16 protein-coding genes are annotated in these 19,847 nt (G+C 50.4%); 12 read left to right on the top strand and 4 right to left on the bottom strand.

All coding sequences use genetic code 11. The features are described 5' to 3' along the window. Window positions 1-72 precede the first annotated feature (72 nt). Window positions 73-756 (top strand): TerC family protein, encoded by a 684-nt coding sequence (locus I8U18_RS12750; RefSeq protein ID WP_198055934.1) that lies wholly within the window; start codon window positions 73-75, stop codon window positions 754-756. Window positions 757-760: 4 nt separating this feature from the next. On the opposite strand, the gene I8U18_RS12745 is transcribed toward I8U18_RS12750, so the two are convergent. Together I8U18_RS12745 and betB are read right to left on the bottom strand one after the other, a co-directional pair. Then, window positions 761-1,954, bottom strand: a complete 1,194-nt coding sequence (locus tag I8U18_RS12745) for a choline dehydrogenase (protein WP_198064807.1) — start codon at window positions 1,952-1,954, stop codon at window positions 761-763. Window positions 1,955-1,984: 30 nt separating this feature from the next. Beyond that, window positions 1,985-3,442, bottom strand: coding sequence for a betaine-aldehyde dehydrogenase (gene betB, locus I8U18_RS12740; RefSeq protein WP_198058959.1), 1,458 nt, complete (start codon window positions 3,440-3,442; stop codon window positions 1,985-1,987). 379 nt (window positions 3,443-3,821) lie between these two features. Here betB and cudC point away from each other — a divergent pair, with 379 nt between their 5' ends. Next, on the top strand, window positions 3,822-4,370 hold the full coding sequence (gene cudC, locus I8U18_RS12735; RefSeq protein WP_052153974.1) for a choline uptake/conversion transcriptional regulator CudC: 549 nt from the start codon (window positions 3,822-3,824) through the stop codon (window positions 4,368-4,370). Window positions 4,371-4,538: 168 nt separating this feature from the next. Here cudC and I8U18_RS12730 read toward each other — a convergent pair whose 3' ends face one another. Both I8U18_RS12730 and corA read right to left on the bottom strand, forming a co-directional pair. Continuing rightward, window positions 4,539-5,405, bottom strand: coding sequence for a polysaccharide deacetylase family protein (locus tag I8U18_RS12730; RefSeq protein ID WP_052153975.1), 867 nt, complete (start codon window positions 5,403-5,405; stop codon window positions 4,539-4,541). A gap of 25 nt (window positions 5,406-5,430) precedes the next feature. Next, window positions 5,431-6,390: a magnesium/cobalt transporter CorA gene (gene corA / locus I8U18_RS12725; protein ID WP_052153976.1), complete on the bottom strand. Its 960-nt coding sequence runs from the start codon at window positions 6,388-6,390 to the stop codon at window positions 5,431-5,433. A gap of 290 nt (window positions 6,391-6,680) precedes the next feature. Here corA and I8U18_RS12720 point away from each other — a divergent pair, with 290 nt between their 5' ends. From I8U18_RS12720 to uvrB, 10 genes are all read left to right on the top strand, one after another. Continuing rightward, on the top strand, window positions 6,681-7,505 hold the full coding sequence (locus I8U18_RS12720) for a DUF6612 family protein (RefSeq protein ID WP_033099797.1): 825 nt from the start codon (window positions 6,681-6,683) through the stop codon (window positions 7,503-7,505). A 233-nt stretch (window positions 7,506-7,738) separates the two neighbouring features. Further along, window positions 7,739-9,001 (top strand): argininosuccinate synthase, encoded by a 1,263-nt coding sequence (locus tag I8U18_RS12715; RefSeq protein WP_198055936.1) that lies wholly within the window; start codon window positions 7,739-7,741, stop codon window positions 8,999-9,001. Next, window positions 8,943-10,346 carry an argininosuccinate lyase gene (gene argH / locus I8U18_RS12710; RefSeq protein WP_033099799.1) on the top strand — a complete coding sequence of 468 codons (1,404 nt, stop codon included), beginning with the start codon at window positions 8,943-8,945 and terminating at the stop codon, window positions 10,344-10,346. The genes I8U18_RS12715 and argH overlap by 59 nt, the downstream gene beginning before the upstream one ends. 291 nt (window positions 10,347-10,637) lie before the next feature. After that, a complete protein-coding gene (ftsE, locus tag I8U18_RS12705; protein WP_033099872.1) occupies window positions 10,638-11,324 on the top strand; it encodes a cell division ATP-binding protein FtsE in 687 nt (228 codons plus the stop codon). Beyond that, a complete protein-coding gene (gene ftsX / locus I8U18_RS12700; protein WP_033099800.1) occupies window positions 11,314-12,222 on the top strand; it encodes a permease-like cell division protein FtsX in 909 nt (302 codons plus the stop codon). The genes ftsE and ftsX overlap by 11 nt, the downstream gene beginning before the upstream one ends. A gap of 26 nt (window positions 12,223-12,248) precedes the next feature. Then, the gene (locus I8U18_RS18240; protein ID WP_198058941.1) at window positions 12,249-13,403 is read left to right on the top strand and encodes a murein hydrolase activator EnvC family protein; all 1,155 of its coding nucleotides are present in this window, start codon (window positions 12,249-12,251) and stop codon (window positions 13,401-13,403) included. Between the two features lie 224 nt (window positions 13,404-13,627). After that, a complete protein-coding gene (locus I8U18_RS12690) occupies window positions 13,628-14,719 on the top strand; it encodes a murein hydrolase activator EnvC family protein (RefSeq protein WP_198064803.1) in 1,092 nt (363 codons plus the stop codon). Between the two features lie 137 nt (window positions 14,720-14,856). Continuing rightward, window positions 14,857-16,332, top strand: coding sequence for a S41 family peptidase (locus I8U18_RS12685; protein WP_370589198.1), 1,476 nt, complete (start codon window positions 14,857-14,859; stop codon window positions 16,330-16,332). A gap of 215 nt (window positions 16,333-16,547) precedes the next feature. Further along, complete coding sequence (locus I8U18_RS18235) at window positions 16,548-17,657, top strand: PDZ domain-containing protein (RefSeq protein WP_198058939.1); 1,110 nt, start codon at window positions 16,548-16,550, stop codon at window positions 17,655-17,657. Window positions 17,658-17,866: 209 nt separating this feature from the next. Next, entirely contained in the window at window positions 17,867-19,846 is a 1,980-nt protein-coding gene (gene uvrB / locus I8U18_RS12675; protein ID WP_198055938.1) for an excinuclease ABC subunit UvrB, read from the top strand. The last annotated feature ends 1 nt before the right edge of the window (window position 19,847 follow it).

The raw sequence follows: 19,847 nt of genomic DNA, 5'->3' as shown, positions 1-19,847 counted from the left end.
GACCTTTACTTTTTCGGTAAAAGTAAAGGTCTTTTCTATTTTTTGGGACTGAAAACGAAGGGGAGGATTCCGGTGGAATGGTTATCAATGGAATTTTTTACTGCGTTGTTGTCGATTGTGGTGATTGACCTCGTTCTGGCGGGGGATAACGCGATTGTGATTGGCCTGGCGGCGCGCAATCTTCCGCGGGAACAGCAAAAGCGCGTGATTTTTCTCGGGACGGCCGGAGCTGTGGTCGTGCGCATTTTGTTCACATTGGCGGTTGTATGGTTGTTGAAGGTTCCCGGGCTGCTGCTCGCGGGCGGTTTGATCCTGTTGTGGATTTCCCTCAAACTGCTGTATGAGGAAAAAGATCATGGCGAAGTCAAAGCAGCCAAGAACATGTGGGCGGCCGTGGGGACGATTGTCGTCGCTGATACCGTGATGGGCTTGGATAATGTATTGGGCGTGGCCGGTGCGGCCCATGACAGTTTTCTGCTGGTCATTTTGGGATTACTGATCAGCGTGCCGATTGTTGTCTGGGGAAGCACTCTGTTTTTAAAAGTGATCGAGCGCTTCCCGTGGATCATTTATCTGGGGTCGGCCGTTCTCGCTTACACGGCTGCCCGCATGATTACTGATGAGAAGTTTATCGCTCCCCTGTTTGAAGACAATCCTCTTGTAAAAATTCTGCTGGAAGGGTTGATTGTCGTCGTGATCCTGATAGTCGGAAAAATACTGAAAGGGGAGCGCAAGAAGGCTGCTGATGCATCATAGCCGATCATGCGGTTTCATCCAGCCCAAAGCAACGGCGGTAAATCCATTTGTATGCATCCAAATCCAAGTCGCGTGGATTGCCGAAGGTTTGTGGATCTTCAAATGCAGCCTTTGCGTAGCGATCGATTTGTTCCGGATCTGCCCCTTGTTGGCGAAGGGTGGGGATATTCAGGTCTCTTACCAGTTTTTCCACTTCGATCACGGCCGCTTTAGCTGCGTCTTCCGTACTCATTCCTTCAACAGTAACGCCGAGTGCCCGGGCGATTCGGGCGTATTTTTCCGGTGCTCCCATCCAGTTGTACTCCATCACGGCGGGCAAGATCGCCGAAACGCATTCTCCGTGCATGACCGGGATCATCCCGCCCAGCGTTTGCGCCATCGCATGGGCAGCACCGGCTGAATCGCTTCCATAGGAAAGACCGGCCAGCATTGCTGCCTGAGCCATGTGATAGCGCGCTTCAAGATCCTGTCCGTTTGCATAAGCGCGGCGAATGTATTTGCCGACATATTCGATCGCCAGCAAGGCGACAGCATCCGTCAATGGTTGGGACTGATTCATCGTATAACATTCAATGGCATGAGATAACGCATCAATCCCGGTGGCTGCGGTAATTCGTTTGGGCATGGACAGATGAAGTTCGGGATCGATCACCGCGAGATGGGCAGGGAGCAAAGGTCCGCCAACATTGAATTTAATCTCACGAACGGGATCTTTGATTACCGCCCATTGGGTCACTTCGCTGCCGGTTCCCGCAGTTGTCGGGATTGTTACCAATGGAGGGATTCGCTTTGTCAGCGATTTTCCTCTTTCCGATGCCTCAAAGTGGATGACCGGTTCACCGTGAACCGCTTCAACTCCGATCGCTTTGGCGGTATCCATCGAACTCCCGCCGCCGACGGCAATCAATCCGTCACATTTTTGCTCAGCAAATGTTTTCGACCCCATGGCGACCAACTCGGTATCCGGTTCCCCGGCGATTTCGTGGAAGACATAAACATCGATTCCGTTCTGTTTTAAATGGGTCTCAATCGGCTTGATGATCCCGGATTGATAGAGGGCGCGATCGGTGACAATCATGGCCTTTTTAATGTTCAGCTGTTTAACTTCTTCCCCGATGTTTTTTGACACACCGATGCCAGAAATCACTTTTGTCGGCATCACAAACGCTTTTTGTTCGAGCATTTGTTCAATTCTCATCATAAAGATCCCCTCCTGAAGAATGTTTGATTAACCAAACCAACGCAGCGGTTGAGGTTGCAAGTTCTTATAGACGTGTTTTTGCTCTGTATATTCTTCCAATCCGGTTTTTCCAAGTTCTCTCCCGATGCCGGACTGTTTGTAGCCGCCCCAGGGAGCCTGAGGGAAATAGGGATGATAATCGTTGATCCAGACCGTCCCCATTCTCAAGGCGCGGCTCACGCGCTCAGCCCGGTTCATGTCTTGTGTCCAAACGGCACCCGCCAGACCGTAAATGGTGTCATTCGCCAGGGAAATCGCCTCTTCTTCGGTTTGAAAGGTTTCAACCGTCAAAATGGGCCCGAACGTTTCTTCTTTCACGATCCGCATATCGCTTGTACAATGGTCAAAAATCGTCGGTTCAATAAAAAATCCACGGGCGAATTCGGGGCCGTCGGGACGTTTCCCGCCTGTAAGCAGCTTGGCGCCTTCCCGGATTCCGATGGCGATGTACTTTTCCACTTTGTCCCGATGTTCAGCTGAGATGAGCGGACCCATTTGCGTATCCGGGTTCAGCCCGCTTCCCAGCCGAATGCGTTTGGCTCGTTCCACCACTGCTTTAACGAACCGGTCATGCCATTTTTCTTCAATCAAAAGCCTGGCGCCCGCAGAGCAAACTTGTCCTGCATGAAAAAAAACGGCATTTAACGCGTAATCGACCGCTGTCTCAAAATCACTGTCGGCAAAGATGATATTGGGATTTTTTCCTCCCAGTTCAAGTGCGATTTTTTTCATGTTCCGCGATGCAGCCTTCATGATTTTCCGGCCTGTTTCGATTCCTCCGGTAAAGGAAATCAGATCAACATCTGCTGATTCGGACAGTTCAGCCCCCACGGTTTCACCGGGACCGGTCACAATATTGACCACCCCTTTGGGAATTCCGGCTTTTTCGAGCAACCCGGCCAGTTTCAGCGTGGTTAAAGGGGTGATCTCGCTCGGCTTCAACACCATTGTGCAGCCTGCCGCAAGTGCCGGAGCCAGTTTCCATGATGCCTGCAAGAGCGGATAATTCCAGGGGGTAATCATCCCGCATACCCCGACTGGCTCCCGGACAACCTTGCTTTCGCTGTTTTTCAGGGGGGAATGAAGCATTTCGCCGCCGTCCTTGTCGGCAAGACCGGCATAGTAGTCGAACACGGAGGCGATATCATCCATATCCGCTTCGCTTTCCGCAAGTGTCTTGCCGGTATTTAATGTTTCCAGACGGGCGAATTCATGTTTCTCCTCTCTGATCAGACTGGCAATCCGGCGCAGTTTTTCACCGCGTTCCGGGGCGGGCAGCCGGGGCCATTCTCCTTCGTCAAACGCTTTGCGCGCAGCTTTGATTGCATTTTGCGCATCCGTCCGGTTTCCTTCCGCCACGACGGAAATCACTTCCTGATTGCAGGGGTTGATGATGGACCGGGTTTGGCCGTCTTCTGCATAAACCCACTCGCCGTTAATCCACATCGGTTTCGTTTGCAAAGCATTTCCCTCCTCTCTTAATACAGTTCGTACAGTTTTTTCTGTACAAACTGTACACTTTTACGATATCATGACTGGTGACCGGCTGCAACCCAGCCCGCTCTCCGTAGAGAAAACATCCATCTTTTGATCGGCAAAACTTTGGGATTAAAGTATGAAAACTCGAAAGGGAAGCCGGGTGCCCCTGACCGGCCATGCCCTTTCACATATTTGACAAACATTTTTCTTGTGGTTAAGATTTGTGAAGTACTTTGCAAGGAAAACCAGGTCGTTCATCAGATGTGTTGATTAACCAAATCGTGAATGCAAACGCGGCTGATTCTGAATAAAACGCAAGAAATTTGATAGAGAAGGAGTGACATATGTGGCGCCGCATTATGAAAAATTGGAAGAAGCCCGCCGCGACTATATCGAATCGCTGGCGGAAACGATGGAAATGTATGGATTGAGCCCCTCGATGGGACGTCTTTTTGGCATCATGTTTTTTCACGAAGAACCGATGACTTTGGATGAGATGCGTCAACTGACAGGGATGAGCAAGACGAGCATGAGCACGGGTGTCCGGGCATTATCCCGGTTAAAACTGGTTCAGAAAAAATGGCAAAAAGGGGTCCGCAAGGATTTGTATCAGGCAGAACAGGACCAGTTTCACTCATTTATTGAATTTTTTGTTTATTTATGGGAGAAGGAGATCGAAATCAATGAAAAAGCGCTGAACTCAACGGAGCAAAAGCTGCGTGATCTGTTGACCGATCCGAAATTGTCTCCGGATGAGGCAGCCCTGGTGGAAAGGGACTTGCAAAAATTGGCCAAATCCAAACAGTATTATGCCTGGCTCCGTGCGTTGGTTCAGGCGTTTAAAAATGGAGACATCTTCGATCTTGTTCCAATCCCGGATGATTCGGCAAAGTGATTATCGGCACAGTCTCAGGATGAAAGAGAAGAAAAACAGGAGGGGAAGGTCTTTACACCCCGGACTGCATCACTTTCATATAAAAAAGCGGTTCCCGTAATTTGAACCGCTTTTCGGATTTGTCACGGCCGTCCACGTCTGGGATGGCCGTTTGTTTTTGGCATTTCGCTAATGTAAATAGTCTTCCAGTTTCACAAAGCGGAAGCCTTTTTTCTTGAGGAGCGGAATGCTTTTGATCACGCCTTCTGCCGTGTCGTGGCTTGGTTGGTTCATGTGCATGATCACGATCGAACCGGGTTTTGCGGTGAGCAGGGCTTGTTCGACCTGACGGGTGTTGTAGGTTGCTCCGGCGTCACCCAGAATATCGTAGTTAACAGGCTTTTCACCCAATCCGTATACCAGTTTGACGGCTACATCGTCATAAAAAGCGGTTCCGGTACGGAAAAATTTCGGCTTGCGCCCGGTAAGTCTGGTGATCAGCTGGTCATTTCCCAAAACTTCGTTGATCACCGCCGCGGCATTTTTGGTTCCCCCGATTCCGTAAGCGCTTCGGCCAGTGACGGATAACGGGCGATGCTCCGTCCCGTGGTTTTCAATTTCAAAGAGAGGGTTATGCGCCAGTTTCATAAAGGTTTGGGGATTTGCCTCAATCCAGCGGCTGTTGATGAACAATGTCGCCGGAATCCGTTCCTTGTTCAGATAATCGATCAGCTCCCGGTCATATCCGTTCCCGTGTTTGCCGCCGCATGCATCAAAGGTGAGGGCGATGACTTTCTCCTTTGTCGGGAGACGGTCGATAATCCCGGGAAAGTGTTCTCCCCACCGATGGGGCGACTCACTCCCGTATCGCTCTAGGAGCGTTTGTTCCAATTGTTTCATCTGTGCGGCAGGTGAGGGTTTTGTGGCGGAAGCCTTTGTTTCATGGGAATGGGTGGGGTCCGTCTTGGCGGCCTCGATGTGGGTCACCGGACCGGAGCAAGCGGTCAGAAGGGTGAGACAAAGTGCGCTTCCCAGACAAATGATGTTTCTCCACATAAGTTGCGTCTCCTCTGGATTCTCTCTAGTCTTCGTTAAACCAGCCTTTTTTCTTAAACCAGATGTACATCAACAAGGCGATCAGCGCCATCAATCCGAGTACGGCGAAATAGCCGTAGTGCCAGTGCAATTCGGGCATATAGTCAAAGTTCATGCCGTAGATGCCGGCGATAAAGGTGAGCGGCATGAAGATGACCGTAATCACGGTCAAAACCATCATGATCGAATTGGTGCGGTATGCATTGAGCGAGAGATAGTTGTCGCGGATGTCCGCCGTCAGTTCCCGGCTCGATTCAATCATGGCGGCCAATTTTTCCAAATGGGCGTAAACGTTTCGGTAATAGGGCCTGTCCTTTGCCGTCAGCGAAACCCGTTCTGAATTGAGAATCCGGTAGAGCAAGTCGCGCATCGGCCAGACTATATGGCGCAGGGACAGCAACTGTCCGCGAATGGTAAATACTTCGTTCATCAGGAAATGGATTTTGGCCGAATGCCGTCTCGTCTTTGCTTCCAATTCATCAATGCGCTCTTCCAACTTTTGCGCAACCGGGAAATACTGGTCGACAACCTTGTCCATCACCTTATATAAGAAGAACGAGATTCCCTTTTTCCTCGTTTCATCGTCGGAGAGCAGGCGCTCCCACAGTTCGTTCAATTCCTCGTGCTCCTGATAGTGAAATGAGACAAGAAAGTTTTCGCCGGTAAACAGAGCAATCTCTTCTGCTGTCCATGTATGGGGGTTTAATTTGTGTATGGTATAAAACATGTAGTTTTCATAGTATTCCAGCTTCGGCCGGGAGAGGCCGTGCAAACACTCTTTCACCGACAGCGGATGGAACGGGAATCGGCTCAGTTGGTGCGCTTCCTCCATCGTCGGGGTGTTAAAATCGACCCAATACCACTGAAAGGAAAGGGATTGGATTTCTTCCGGCGGTATATTTTCCAGCAGTTTCCCGTCCGTGGTATAGACGAGCGTGCGTATCACTTGAATCCCCCCTGGATCCGTGTAATCGAACCTGTTTTCCGTGGAAGTTTGCTGAATGTCGGGCGCAGGAGCACCAATCCCTTTACGGCGTGTCTAACTTCCACTCACGGATGATGGCGACAAATTCCGATCGTTTTTATTATAACCCACCACCGGGAAAACCCCCTGTTGCAACATTATGAAGGGATATCTAAAATTATCTATTTTTGACATAATTGAAACATACAGAAACATCTATTTATGATATTATCGTACATAGATTATATTTTTATTAATAAAGGAGATAAATGATGAGCAATTTATGGTTACGTGTTTCTAGTATCCTGGTTGCCGGTGCACTCATGGTTAGTGGTTGTTCTGCTTCGGATTCCCCTGATAAACCAAAAGAGCTGACTCCGACTGAAGTCATCGAAAAATCAGTGGAAGCCATGAGTGAAAAAGGCTATACTTACGAAATGAAATTGAAACAAAATACGCAGACCAAAGTGTTTGGGCAACAACAAACGGTCAATATGAATATGGATACCAATGTCGATGTGACCACGCACCCGGTGGCCATGCACACCAAAGGAACGGTGAATGCGAACGGAAGCCCGATTCCGGTTGAAATCTATGTCGCTGATAATGCGATGTATAACCATACACCCCAGGGGTGGACGACGGTTGCCGTTGACACCTCTTCGCTCGATTCTTCCGATGACCCGGCTTCGGGGTTGAAGCAACTGGATAAATGGATTGAACAGTTGGGAGGCAATGTATTGCCCAAGGGCGTATCCGTGAAAAAAGTGGGCGGTTCCTATCTGATGGAGGTTGATTATGCCGCTCTGAAAAGCGATCCCTCTTTTGACAAGATGTTGAAGGATCAGATTGCCGCGGGGATTCAAAGCGGAGGAGGCTTCATCACGATCGACCCGAACCAGATTAAAATTGAAAACTACAAGCAACAAATCTGGATTGATGCAAAAACATTCAAGCAGACGAAACAAGTGGTGGACACAAAAATATCCGCTTCTGATCTGGCGGTCGACCAGCACCTGGAAATGATCCTCAAAGGGGAATTTAACGGGAAAATTACCGTACCGGCCGAAGTGAAGAACAGTGCGAAATCAATGTAAGGAAAAGAAAGACTCCTTTGGTATAAAGAGGAGTCTTTTTTTGTTGCGGGAACTTCCTCTCCGCATTCGATGGCCGGTCAGTGGAATCCCCGCGCTTTTTTAGGAATGGGAAATATTCAAGATTTTACACTGCCAAAAACATGAATGTTATCTTTTGCAATTGGGGGTGGATTTTTTGCGCAAGGAATGTATAATAATTCATGAAGATGAATTTTTATTAAGAGGGGATTCGAATGGGAAAACAAAAAGTCGTATTGGCCTATTCGGGCGGTTTAGATACATCGGTTGCGATAAAGTGGCTCTCGGAAAATTACGGATTTGATGTAATTGCGGTCGCGCTGGATGTAGGAGAGGGGAAGGATCTTGATTTTGTCAAACAAAAAGCGCTGAAAGTCGGTGCGGTCAAATCAATCGTTGTCGACGCCAAGGATTTATTCGCCCGGAATTTTCTGATTCCGGCTCTGCAGGCCAATGCCATGTATGAAGGAAAATATCCTTTGGTTTCGGCATTGTCCCGTCCTTTGATCTCCCAGGTGCTGGTGCAGGTGGCCAAGGAGGAAGGGGCGGTTGCCGTGGCGCACGGTTGCACGGGGAAAGGAAATGACCAGGTGCGTTTTGACGTCTCCGTCTCCGCGCTCGCTCCCGAACTGGAAGTGATTGCTCCGGTGCGCGAGTGGGGGATGTCGCGGGAACAGGAAATCGCTTATGCGGAAAAACACGGGATTCCCATCCCGATCGATCTCGATAACCCGTTCAGTATCGACCAAAATCTGTGGGGCAGAAGCTGTGAGTGCGGAGAATTGGAAAACCCGTGGACTGCTCCTCCGGAAGCGGCTTACGAGTGGACCCATCCGCTCGGCAAAACGCCGGATGAGCCGGATGTGATCGAGCTCTCGTTTGAACAAGGGGTTCCGGTGAAACTGGATGGGAAGAGCATGCCTTTCCACGAACTGCTTGCCGTGTTGAACAAGCTGGCCGGAAAACATGGAATCGGGCGGATTGACCATGTGGAAAACCGTTTGGTGGGAATCAAGTCGCGGGAGGTTTACGAAACGCCGGGTGCGACGGTCTTGATCAATGCTCACCGCGAATTGGAACATCTGACGCAAACACGGGACGTGGCGCGGTTTAAGCCAGCCGTTGAGCAAAAATGGGCGGAGTTGGTCTATGACGGCCTCTGGTTCTCCCCTCTGAAAAAAGCGCTGGACGCCTTCATCAAGGAAACGCAGGCGCCTGTTACAGGAACTGTCCGGGTGGTGCTGTTTAAAGGGCAGGCGACTGTGACGGGCAGAACGTCGCCGTATTCCCTCTATAATGAAAAGCTGGCTACTTATACGGATGAGGACTCGTTTGATCACAAAGCAGCCGTTGGTTTTATTAAATTGTGGGGACTGCCTACGCATATTTATGCAAGCGTGCATAAAGAGGAGGGGGAGAATGAAACTCTGGGGCGGACGCTTTACCAAGCCAACCCATCGGTGGGTGGAGGAGTTTAATGCTTCGATCTCGTTTGATCAGGAACTGGCCGAGGAAGATATCCAGGGGAGCATCGCTCATGTGACCATGCTCGGCGCGTGCGGGATTTTGTCCCCGGAAGAGGCGGGGCAAATCATCAAAGGGCTGGAATCGATTTTGGCCAGAGTGCGTTCGGGAGAAGTTGCTTTTTCCGTCGAGCATGAAGATATCCATATGAATATCGAAAAAATCCTGACAGACGAGATCGGTCCTGTCGGGGGCAAGCTGCATACCGGACGGAGCCGCAATGACCAGGTGGCGCTCGATCTGCATCTGTATGTGCGCAAACAGACGATCGAACTGGTGCGCCTGCTGGTGCAGCTGGAGCAGGTGCTGCTGGAGAAGGCGGAACAGCACATCGATACGATTCTCCCCGGGTACACCCACCTGCAGCGGGCTCAACCTGTCAGGCTGGCGCATCATTTGCTCGCCTATGTCAGCATGTTTGAGCGTGACATCGACCGGCTGAAGGACAGCTTCAAACGGGTGAATCTCTGTCCGCTCGGCGCAGGGGCCATCGCCGGCACCACCTTTCCGATCGACCGGAAGATGGTGGCCAATCAGCTCGGATTTGACGGCATTTATGACAACAGTATGGATGCAGTGAGCGATCGCGATTTCCTGGTCGAGTTTCATTCCATTTGTTCCTTGATTATGGTTCATCTGTCCCGGTTGTCCGAAGAGTTGATCTTGTGGGCGAGCGAAGAGTTTAACTATATTGCCTTGGACGATGCCTTTTGTACGGGCAGCAGCATGATGCCGCAAAAGAAAAACCCGGATATTCCCGAACTGGTGCGGGGGAAAACCGGACGTGTCTTTGGTCACTTGATGGCGATGCTGACGACATTGAAGGCCCTACCGCTCACTTACAACAAGGATTTGCAGGAAGACAAAGAGGGGCTGTTTGATACGGTACGGACGCTGACCGGCTCGCTCAGCCTGATGGTGCCCATGATCCAGTCGATGAAGGTAAACCAAAAAAAGATGCGGGAAAATGCCGAATTTGGTTTTGCCAACGCGACCGATCTGGCCGATTACTTGGTGAACAAAGGCATGCCGTTTCGTCAAGCCCATGAAGTGGTGGGAAAACTGGTTCTTTACTGCATTCGGGAAGACAAATATCTGACCGATCTTTCATTGTCGGAGTTTCGTTCCTTTGCCGGGCAGATCAATGAGGATATTTATGATAAAATCGCGTTGGAACAAGTGGTGGAAGCGCGGAAAAGTGAAGGCGGGACGGCAAAAGAACAAGTGATGGCCACGTTGAACAGCAAGAGAAGCGAAATTGCGAAAATAATGGATTGGCTATCCAGTGTTTTCCAATAGTTGCCATTGGGTGACCGCTTTCTTTATGAAACCCTGACTCCTGACAGTTGGGGTTTTTTGTATATTTGAATAAAATTTGATTTTGAAAAATGTATACCTGGGAAAATGAAAGAATGGTGTTATAATAGGGAAGTAGTTTCGGGAGAGGCCGAAAAAAGCGGGATTTTCAGGTTTTTTTAACTTTTGGTGTCCAGATGAAGGATCTGGCCTTTTTTGGTACTATTAAGTAATGTAGGAGAAAAATAGATTAAGAGTGAACGATCATTTATCATGTTTCCTGGGGTGAGTTTCGTGATTGAAATGCATGATGTCTGGAAAGTTTATCCGAATGGAGTGGAAGCTCTCCGTGGCGTTGATGTGCGTATCGACCAAGGGGAGTTCGTCTATATCGTCGGCCCTAGCGGAGCCGGGAAAAGTTCGTTTATCAAACTGATGTACCGTGAAGAAAAACCGACGCATGGCATCGTGCTGATCAACGGCGTGAATGTCAAACGCGTCCGCGACTGGAAAATCCCGCATGTTCGCCGCAAGATCGGCGTCGTTTTTCAGGACTTCAAGTTGCTTCCCAATATGACGGCTTACGAGAATGTCGCGTTTGCCATGGAAGCGGTGGAAACGCCAAAGCGTAAAATCAAGCCCCGTGTGCAGGAAGTGCTGGAACTGGTCGGTTTGAGCGACCGGATGCACGCGTTGCCTTCTCAGTTGTCAGGCGGTGAGCAGCAACGGGTTGCGATTGCGCGGGCGATTGTCAATAATCCCAGCTTTATTATTGCCGACGAGCCGACAGGAAACCTGGACCCGGAAAACTCCTGGGATATCATGTATCTGCTCGAGGAGATCAACAAGTTTGGCACGACCATTGTGATGGCCACCCACAACAAGGAAATTGTGAACACCATGCGCCAGCGGGTCATTGCCATCGAGCAGGGCGTGATCGTGCGCGACGAGTTGGGAGGTGAGTATGGGTATGAAGATTGAGACCATGATGCGACATTTTCGGGAAGCGTACCGCGGGGTGCGGCGAAATTCCTGGATGAGTTTTGCCGCAGTCAGCGCAGTGGCGGTAACGCTGTTCATCTTCGGGCTCTTTTTGATCACTGCCTTTAATGTCCGCTACATGGCAGGAGAACTGGAGAAGCAGGTTGCGATTCGCGCGGCACTCAGCCCGTCGATGACCGGAGCCCAGGAGCGGCAGCTCACAGAGCAGATTCAGCAGCTTCCGGGCGTTAAGAATGCGACGCTGATCCCCAAGAACGTCGGCCTGAGGCAGATGCGCGATGAATGGGGACCGGGAGGAGAACAGCTGTTCAAGGATTTGGACGGAGAAGGGCAAAACCCGCTCCCGGATATCATTACGGTTGAACCGACAGATCCGAAGAATGTCGAAAGCCTGAAGAAACAGATTGAGAATTTCGGCAGTGATAAAATTGAGCGCGTGGAAGCCGGTGAGGGCGTGACGGACAAGTTGCTCAATTTCTCCAGTATGCTGCGCAACATCGTCCTTATTTTCGGATTGGGATTGGCCGTGCTTGCGGCGTTCCTCATTTCCAATACGATTAAGCTGACGATTATCGCCCGCCAGCGGGAAATCGAGATCCAGCGCCTGGTGGGAGCGAGCAACTGGTTTATCCGATGGCCGTTTTTCATTGAGGGGGCCTTCATCGGATTGGTCGGGGCTATTTTCCCGGTTGTGATCGTACTTACCATTTATCAGGTTTTCTATAATGTCCTCGGAGCCGGTGAAGCAGCAGCGATTCTGAAACTGATGCCGGTCGTCTCCCTGGGGATTTATGTCACGATCAGTATTTTTGCACTGGGGGTTGCCATCGGAACGATCGGAAGTATCATTTCCGTTCGACGATTCCTGAAAGTGTAAAAATGATTGATTTGAGGAGGAGCAAGGTGAAGCAAAAACTTGTGGCTGGGATGTTTACTTTTGTGCTGGTTTTTTCTTTAATCCCCCATCCGAACACCTTTGCGAGCGCAAACTCCTCTGAGATCCAACAGAAAAAGGAAGTCATCAAAGAGCGAGATAAACAGATTTTACAGCTGGAAAAAAAGAAGAAACTGGCGCAGCAGGATCAGGCAGCGATTTTAAACCAAATTGAAACAACCAGAAAGCAACTGAACCAACTCGATTTGGAGGTCGCGCAGCTCGAACAGAGTGTGAATGAGGGTCAGGCGCAGGTGGCCAGGTTGAAGGAGCAAGTGGACAAGCGACGGCGGCTATATGTTGAACGGGTGCGCAATTACTACCTGCAAGGGCGCATGTTCTATTTTTCCTTGCTTTTAAATTCTTCGTCATTTGGTCAGTTTTTGGAGCGATATGATATGCTGTCGATGATGAACAGAGCTGACCAGGAGGCGATTGCCGGGCTTACGCGAAAAAAAGCCGAACTGGAAAAGGCGGAACAGAAGCAAAAGGCAATGCTTGCGCAAATGAAGGATAAACAAGAGCGGGCAGAGAATCTTTATGCCAAATTGCAGGCTGACTACCGGGAGCATAAAGAGTTGATTGCCAAGCTGAGCCAAAGTGTGGAGAATTTAGAGGACGTCAATGCAAAAGAGCAGGCAGAATTGAACCGGCTCGTGGCCAAGGCGGAGCAGGATGCGGCACGCAAGGAGCAGCAGGGAGCGCGTTCTGCCCATCTCTCCGCCGGTGATGGAAAACTGTTGTGGCCGGTTGCTGGCGGTTTGGTCACATCTCCGTACGGGATGCGCTATCACCCGATAAAACATACATACCGCATGCATGAAGGGATGGATATCGGTGCCGATTTGGGTGTGCCGATTCGTGCGGCGGAAGCAGGGGAAGTGATTGAAGCCCGGCCTTCCAACGGATATGGTTACATCATCGTCATCTATCACGGAGACGGTTTGGCCACTCTTTATGCCCACATGTACGAGCAAACGGTCAAGGTTAAAAAGGGAGATGTCGTCAAACGAGGCCAGGTGATCGCCGAAGTGGGAACCAATGGCGATTCCACCGCGCCACATCTCCACTTTGAGGTTCATGTGGATGGAAAAACCGTCAACCCTGCGCCGTATCTGAAATAGGTTCCAATGGGGGAAGGGCGAGGGACGATCCCGTTGCAGTTTTTCGCGGTGGGGTCGGCTCTTCATTTTTTTGGTTTAGTTGATGAGATGAAAGAAATCGTTGCTCCCTGATGCGGGATTTGTAGCTTTTCAGCGGTTTTTCGCGTTTGGTCTTTTGGGAAGGGACGACGGGGAACGCAGAAACCCTTTGCAGGAACAGCTCGATATGGGAGGCGCTTCAAACGATGAAGAGGAGATGGTTGGCATTTACGCTGGCGGCAGCGTTGGCGGTCACCGGCGTTCCGGTCTCTGAAACACACGCGGAAGTATCATCGGCAACGAGACAAAAAATTGACGAAATCCGAAAACAGAAGCAGTCCGTTTTGGAAGAGAAGAATCAAATTAATGAAAATATATCGAAGCAACAACAAATAATGGAAAACGCAAAGAAGAAAATCGAGGAAATCCAAAAAGAAGCGGACCCGATTGAGGAAAGATATCAGGAGAAATTAAAGGAAAAAGAGGAAGTTGACCAAAAATTTAAGGCTCGTATCCGCGTTTTGTATATGCAAGGGGAGACCAATTACCTGGCCCAGCTTCTCTCGGCCAATTCGTTTAACCAATTCTTAAAACGGTTTGAGGTAGTCCGGTTGATCGCCGAGCGTGATTATGAACTGGTGGCGGAGCGGCAGAAAGTGCTGAACGATGTGCTGCGTGAGAAAGCCAAATTGGATGAAAAGATCAAGGAGCAAAACAAATACATTGAACAGGCAAATAAAGCTTATCAATCGTTGATAGCGCAACTGAACAAGACGAACTCACAATTGTCCAAGGTTGAAGCGATGGAAGATGATTATGAAGATGAAATCATCAAAATCAACTTGGCGGATTGGAAGGCAGGAAAACTGCATTTCCCGTGGACAGGTCCGCTGGGAAAACCGGTCAACGGGCCGGTCACATCCACTTTCGGCTGGCGTGTTCACCCGATTTTCCATACGAAAAAGCTTCATGAAGGAATGGATTTTGGCGGGAGCCTGGGGACACCGATCTATGCCGCGGCCGATGGCGTGGTTGTATCAAGCCGCCCCTCTTACGGGTATGGATGGCTGATCACGATTTATCACGGGGATTATCACGGCAAGCCCTTCTTTACCCGTTACGCGCACAGCTACCCGTATCAGGTGAAAGTGAAAGTGGGTGAAGAGGTAAAAGCCGGACAACAGATCACCTCCATGGGCAGCAACGGGAACTCCACCGGACCCCATTTGCACTTTGAAGTGCGGATCGGTTACGGGGACAGACCACAACCGTATAATCCAATGGATTATATGAAGTAACACGGATGGAGCGGTCGGTCGGACTGCTCCATTCTGCCAAGGGGCAGTATTTTTGATGACTATTTTCACATGTCAAATCATAAGTTGGAAATGTACAAGGCTCCGGGCAAACTATCTGTCTCAAGAGCGGCCAAAAGGTGGTGTTTACTATATTCAGAGGTAGAACGGTTGCGATCATCGTCGTTGTCGCCATGATTTTCAGCAGTTTGGGAACCGTGCTCGTGGTAGGGGACGGCGGGCTGCTCGATCAATGGAAAGCAGGGGCTTTGTTCTCAAGCGACCTGGCTCGGCAGGAAGCGGCTTTTGATGCCCATTCCGACAAATTGAAACAAGCCTTTGCCTTCATCAAGGCCAACTATGTTCACAATGTCAGCGACCAGAAGCTAATCGACGGCGCGATCTCCGGAATGGTCAATTCGCTGGGAGATCCGTTTTCCACTTATATGAGCCCGGATCAGGCCTCTCAATTCCAGGAAGATCTGAAGTCCAAATTTACCGGGATCGGTGCAGAAGTCACGATGAAAAACGGGCGCCTGACCATTGTATCACCGATTAAGGGCTCACCTGCGGAAAAAGCGGGATTGCGCCCGGAAGATCAAGTGATCAAGGTGAACGGGCAAAGCCTGGAAGGAATGGACATCAACGAGGCGGTTGGCAAAATTCGCGGCCCCAAAGGAACCAAAGCGGTATTGGACATCATGCGGCCCGGTGTGCATGATCTTATTCACATCACGGTGGTACGCGATGAAATCGCCATGGAGACCGTAGAAGGCAAGATATTGCAAGACCGGATCGGGCGCATTACCATCAACCAGTTTTCCGAGGACACCGCAAAAGAGTTTCACAAAACCCTGGCCGGCCTGGAAAAACAGGGGATGAAAGGTTTGATCATCGATGTTCGCGGGAATCCTGGCGGAATTTTGCCGGTCGTGCTCGATATTCTGGATGAACTGGTTCCTCATCATTCGGTGGTGCTGATGACCGAAGACCGAAACGGGAACAAGACGAAATTCACTTCCAAGCTGGATCAGCCCAAACCGTACCCGATCGCTGTGCTCATCGACGGAGGGAGCGCCAGCGCTTCGGAGATTCTGGCTGCCGGATTGAAAGAATCGGCCGGTGCCACCCTGATCGGCGAGCGGTCCTATGGCAAAGGAACCGTGCAAACGACGCAGGATTTCAAGGACGGCAGCAACATTAAGATGACGATTGCCAAATGGTTGACACCAAAAGGGAACTGGATCGATCAACATGGCGGCAGTAAGGGGATCCAGCCGGACGTGCCGGTTTCGCTGCCGGATTATGCGCAGGCGATTCCGCCACAGCCGTCAAAGCCGTTAAAACGGGATGACAACTCCGGTGATGTGAAAAACATGCAGATGATCCTCGATGCACTGGGTTACAATCCGGGACGGCAGGATGGCTATTTTGACGGCCGTACCGAACAGGCGGTCAGGGAGTTCCAGGAGACGAAAAATCTTCCGGTCACCGGACAGTTTGACCGGAAAACCGCCGATCAGCTCCGTTCAGCGTTTATCGACTTCCTGCAGGACCCCAAAAATGACGTTCCGTTGCAAGTGGCGATTGAATGGATGAAGAAAAAAATGAAATAAAGGGATTTTCCCTCTGAATGTAGAAATAACCCCAATAATTTCCGTTGGGGTTATTTTTTATTTGAAGGCAGGCGTATTGAATTGCATGGTTGGAAAGCAGTAATCCCTCTGTTTAAGTCCAGTATTTGTGGCTGAGAAACATGCCTGATTTGGAGGAATGAAAGTTGGGTTTGTTGTGGAAGGCCCCACTTCCGTTCTTATGGGAGTGGTTTTCTGTGTTTTGGCATCCCGCCTATCTGTCGTCCGTCTGTTATTCGCTTGCTTATGCAGCCTGGCTGAAACATTATGAACAAAAGTGGTTTGGTTGTACTCTGAAGTCCCCAACATCCCTTTTTTTCCGGACTTTGTTCCTGGGGGCCGGTGCCGGTCTGTTCGTTTCGTTTTGTCTGCTTGTGTCTGACTGGGGAATTGGAGAGGAAGAATGGCTTTTCGTTCTCGGGTGTATGGCTTTGCTGGCGATTGCCGGATTTCGTTTCGTTTGCCTGGCTTATTCCGTCGGGCTGCTCTCCCTGGCCAGCCTTTTTTTGCGAATATTCCCTCTTCCGCCTGTCGGGGCTCCGTGGAATCAACTGATCGGCCATTTGCAGCATTTTTCCATCGGCTACTGGCTTTGGCTGGTCGGGATTCTCCATCTGTTGGAATGGTTCCTGATCCGGCTGGACGGGGCTTATGGTGCTTATCCGATCATTGCCGAACGAGCCGGCGGGCAAGAGGTGAACGGGCTGATGCTGCAACAGGGATGGCCGGTTCCCCTGCTTCTTTTTCATCAAGCCCATCCGTTTGCCCTGCCAGTTTTTCTGTCTTTCAGCAGCGTCACTCTCTCCAAACCGCTGAAACAGCAAAAACGGCTGGTTTCCACCTTGACTCTTCTTTATGGCCTCGGACTGTGCGCCATTTTGGGCCTGATGCGCGTTTGGGATGGAGCGGTCTGGATTGCCGCTGCCTTTGCGCTCATGGCCCATGAAATGATTTATCAATGGGGGAGGATGGCTGAAAAGCGAAGGGAACCGATATACGTTTCCGATCAGAAGGGGATGAAGGTGCTGGCAGTGGTTCCCGGGTCGCCGGCAGCTGAGATGGGATTGAAAAGAGGGGATATCATCCAGCGGTTTAATGGCAGCCGCATCCGGACAATGGAGGATTTGATCCGCTGTTCGGAAAATGCCACTTTTTGCAAACTGGAAGTGCTCGATGAGCGGAACGACCACCATATTATGCAGAAAGTTTTGTATGAAGACGATCCCCGGCACTTGGGCGTGGTCGGAGCCATTCCCGACCCGGAGGCGGAACCGATCGAAGAGTATAAAACGCTTTCCTCTCCCTGAAACTTCCCGAATTACATGCAAATCAGCACGCCTGTTTGAAAGTTTATCTTGAACCTCTGCTGCACGGGGTTCTTTTTTTTCGCAGAAGGGAATCCTTGAGGCAGGAACCTGAGGCGTATAACGGAGGAACAGCACAAGTCACAGAACTTACGTTCTCTTTATGTCAACCGATATGATATAATACGAAGAGTGGAAAAGAGGTGAATCGGATGGAAAGGAAATTTGAGATCGTTTCTGAGTTTCAGCCTCAAGGAGATCAGCCGCAGGCCATTGATCAATTGGTAAAAGGCATCCGGGAGGGAAAGAGGTTTCAAACCCTGCTGGGTGCGACGGGTACAGGAAAAACGTTTACGATTGCGCAGACCATTGCGCGTGTAAATAAACCGACTTTGGTGATTGCTCACAACAAGACGCTGGCGGCCCAGCTGTGCGGGGAGCTGAAGGAGTTTTTCCCGCATAACGCCGTTGAGTATTTTGTCAGCTATTATGATTATTATCAACCGGAAGCGTACGTTCCGGCGACGGACACGTATATCGAAAAAGATGCCTCGATTAACGATGAGATTGACAAGCTGCGCCACTCCGCTACCAGCGCGCTGTTTGAGCGTCGCGATGTGATTATCGTTTCGAGTGTTTCCTGCATTTATGGTTTGGGTTCACCGGAGGAATACCGCGACCTTGTTCTCTCTTTGCGCGTCGGTATGGAACGGGATCGGAACGAGATTTTGCGCAAACTGGTCGATATCCAGTATCAGCGCAATGATTTGAACTTCACCCGCGGGACCTTTCGTGTGCGCGGGGATGTGGTGGAGATCTTCCCTGTTTCCCGGAGTGAGCAGGCGGTCAGGGTCGAATTTTTTGGTGATGAGATTGAACGGATTCGTGAAATCGATGTCCTGACCGGGGAAATTCTCGGGGAACGCGAGCATGTGGCCATCTTTCCGGCCTCTCACTATGTGACAAGTTCCGGTGTGATGGACCGGGCGCTCAGGGATATCGAGGCGGAACTGGAAGAACGGTTGAAAGAGCTGAGGGATCAGGGCAAGCTGCTGGAGGCGCAGCGCCTTGAACAACGGACACGTTACGATATGGAAATGATGCGGGAAGTCGGTTTCTGTTCCGGCATCGAAAACTATTCACGTCACCTGGTCGGGAAGAAGCCGGGCGAACCGCCGTATACCTTGCTTGACTTTTTCCCCGATGATTATTTGATGATCGTCGATGAGTCCCATGTGACAATTCCCCAGATTCGCGCAATGTACAACGGGGATCAGGCGCGGAAAGATGTCCTGGTGGAGCACGGATTCCGCCTTCCGTCCGCCAAGGATAACCGCCCGCTCAAATTTGAGGAATACGAGGACAAGATCAACCAGATCATTTTTGTTTCGGCCACGCCCGGACCTTATGAGCTGGAGAAAGCGCCGGAAGTGGTTGAACAGATTATCCGCCCCACCGGTCTGGTTGATCCGCAAATTCACATTCATCCCATCCAGGGACAGATCGACCACTTGATCGGGGAAATTCAAAAGAGGATCCAACGGAACGAGCGGGTTCTGGTTACCACCCTGACCAAAAAAATGGCGGAGGATTTGACGGATTACCTGAAGGAAATGGGGATTCGGGTGCGCTATTTGCATTCGGATATCAAAACGATTGAACGGATGCAGATTTTGCGTGACTTGCGCCTGGGTGAATTTGATGTATTGATCGGCATTAACTTGCTTCGGGAAGGATTGGACTTGCCGGAAGTTTCCCTGGTCGCCATTCTCGATGCCGATAAGGAAGGATTCCTCCGTTCGGAACGCTCCCTGATCCAGACGATCGGGCGGGCGGCACGGAACGCCAACGGAGAAGTGATCATGTACGCCGATACGATTACCGACTCGATGAAAAAAGCCATCGATGAGACGGAACGCCGGCGCAAAATCCAGATGGAATACAACCGGAAACACGGCATCGTGCCGCAGACGATCCGCAAGAAAGTGCATGAGATCATCGAAGCGACCAAAGTGGCGGAACAGCCGGCGGAATACGAAGCAAACAAAAAGGCGAAGGCATTGACGAAAAAAGAACGGATCAAGCTGATCGAATCTCTGGAGAAAGAGATGAAAAGTGCGGCCAAGGAACTCAATTTCGAGCGTGCAGCTGAATTGCGTGATCTGATCCTGGAACTGAAAGCGGAGGGTTAAA

Source organism: Thermoactinomyces sp. CICC 10522 (assembly GCF_016055075.1).
GTDB lineage: Bacteria > Bacillota > Bacilli > Thermoactinomycetales > Thermoactinomycetaceae > Thermoactinomyces_A > Thermoactinomyces_A daqus.
The sequence above is the reverse complement of the archived record's forward strand: the minus strand, read 5'-3'. Positions and strand labels throughout refer to the sequence as shown.

Coding starts and splice junctions, on each gene's coding strand:
- betB (WP_198058959.1), bottom strand. CDS start 3,442: ATGTGGATTAACGGCGAGTGGGTTTATGCAGAAGACGGCCAAACCCGG.
- ftsX (WP_033099800.1), top strand. CDS start 11,314: ATGAAGATTGAGACCATGATGCGACATTTTCGGGAAGCGTACCGCGGG.
- I8U18_RS12720 (WP_033099797.1), top strand. CDS start 6,681: ATGAGCAATTTATGGTTACGTGTTTCTAGTATCCTGGTTGCCGGTGCA.
- I8U18_RS12690 (WP_198064803.1), top strand. CDS start 13,628: ATGAAGAGGAGATGGTTGGCATTTACGCTGGCGGCAGCGTTGGCGGTC.
- argH (WP_033099799.1), top strand. CDS start 8,943: ATGAAACTCTGGGGCGGACGCTTTACCAAGCCAACCCATCGGTGGGTG.
- I8U18_RS12730 (WP_052153975.1), bottom strand. CDS start 5,405: ATGTGGAGAAACATCATTTGTCTGGGAAGCGCACTTTGTCTCACCCTT.
- I8U18_RS12715 (WP_198055936.1), top strand. CDS start 7,739: ATGGGAAAACAAAAAGTCGTATTGGCCTATTCGGGCGGTTTAGATACA.
- I8U18_RS12745 (WP_198064807.1), bottom strand. CDS start 1,954: ATGAGAATTGAACAAATGCTCGAACAAAAAGCGTTTGTGATGCCGACA.
- uvrB (WP_198055938.1), top strand. CDS start 17,867: ATGGAAAGGAAATTTGAGATCGTTTCTGAGTTTCAGCCTCAAGGAGAT.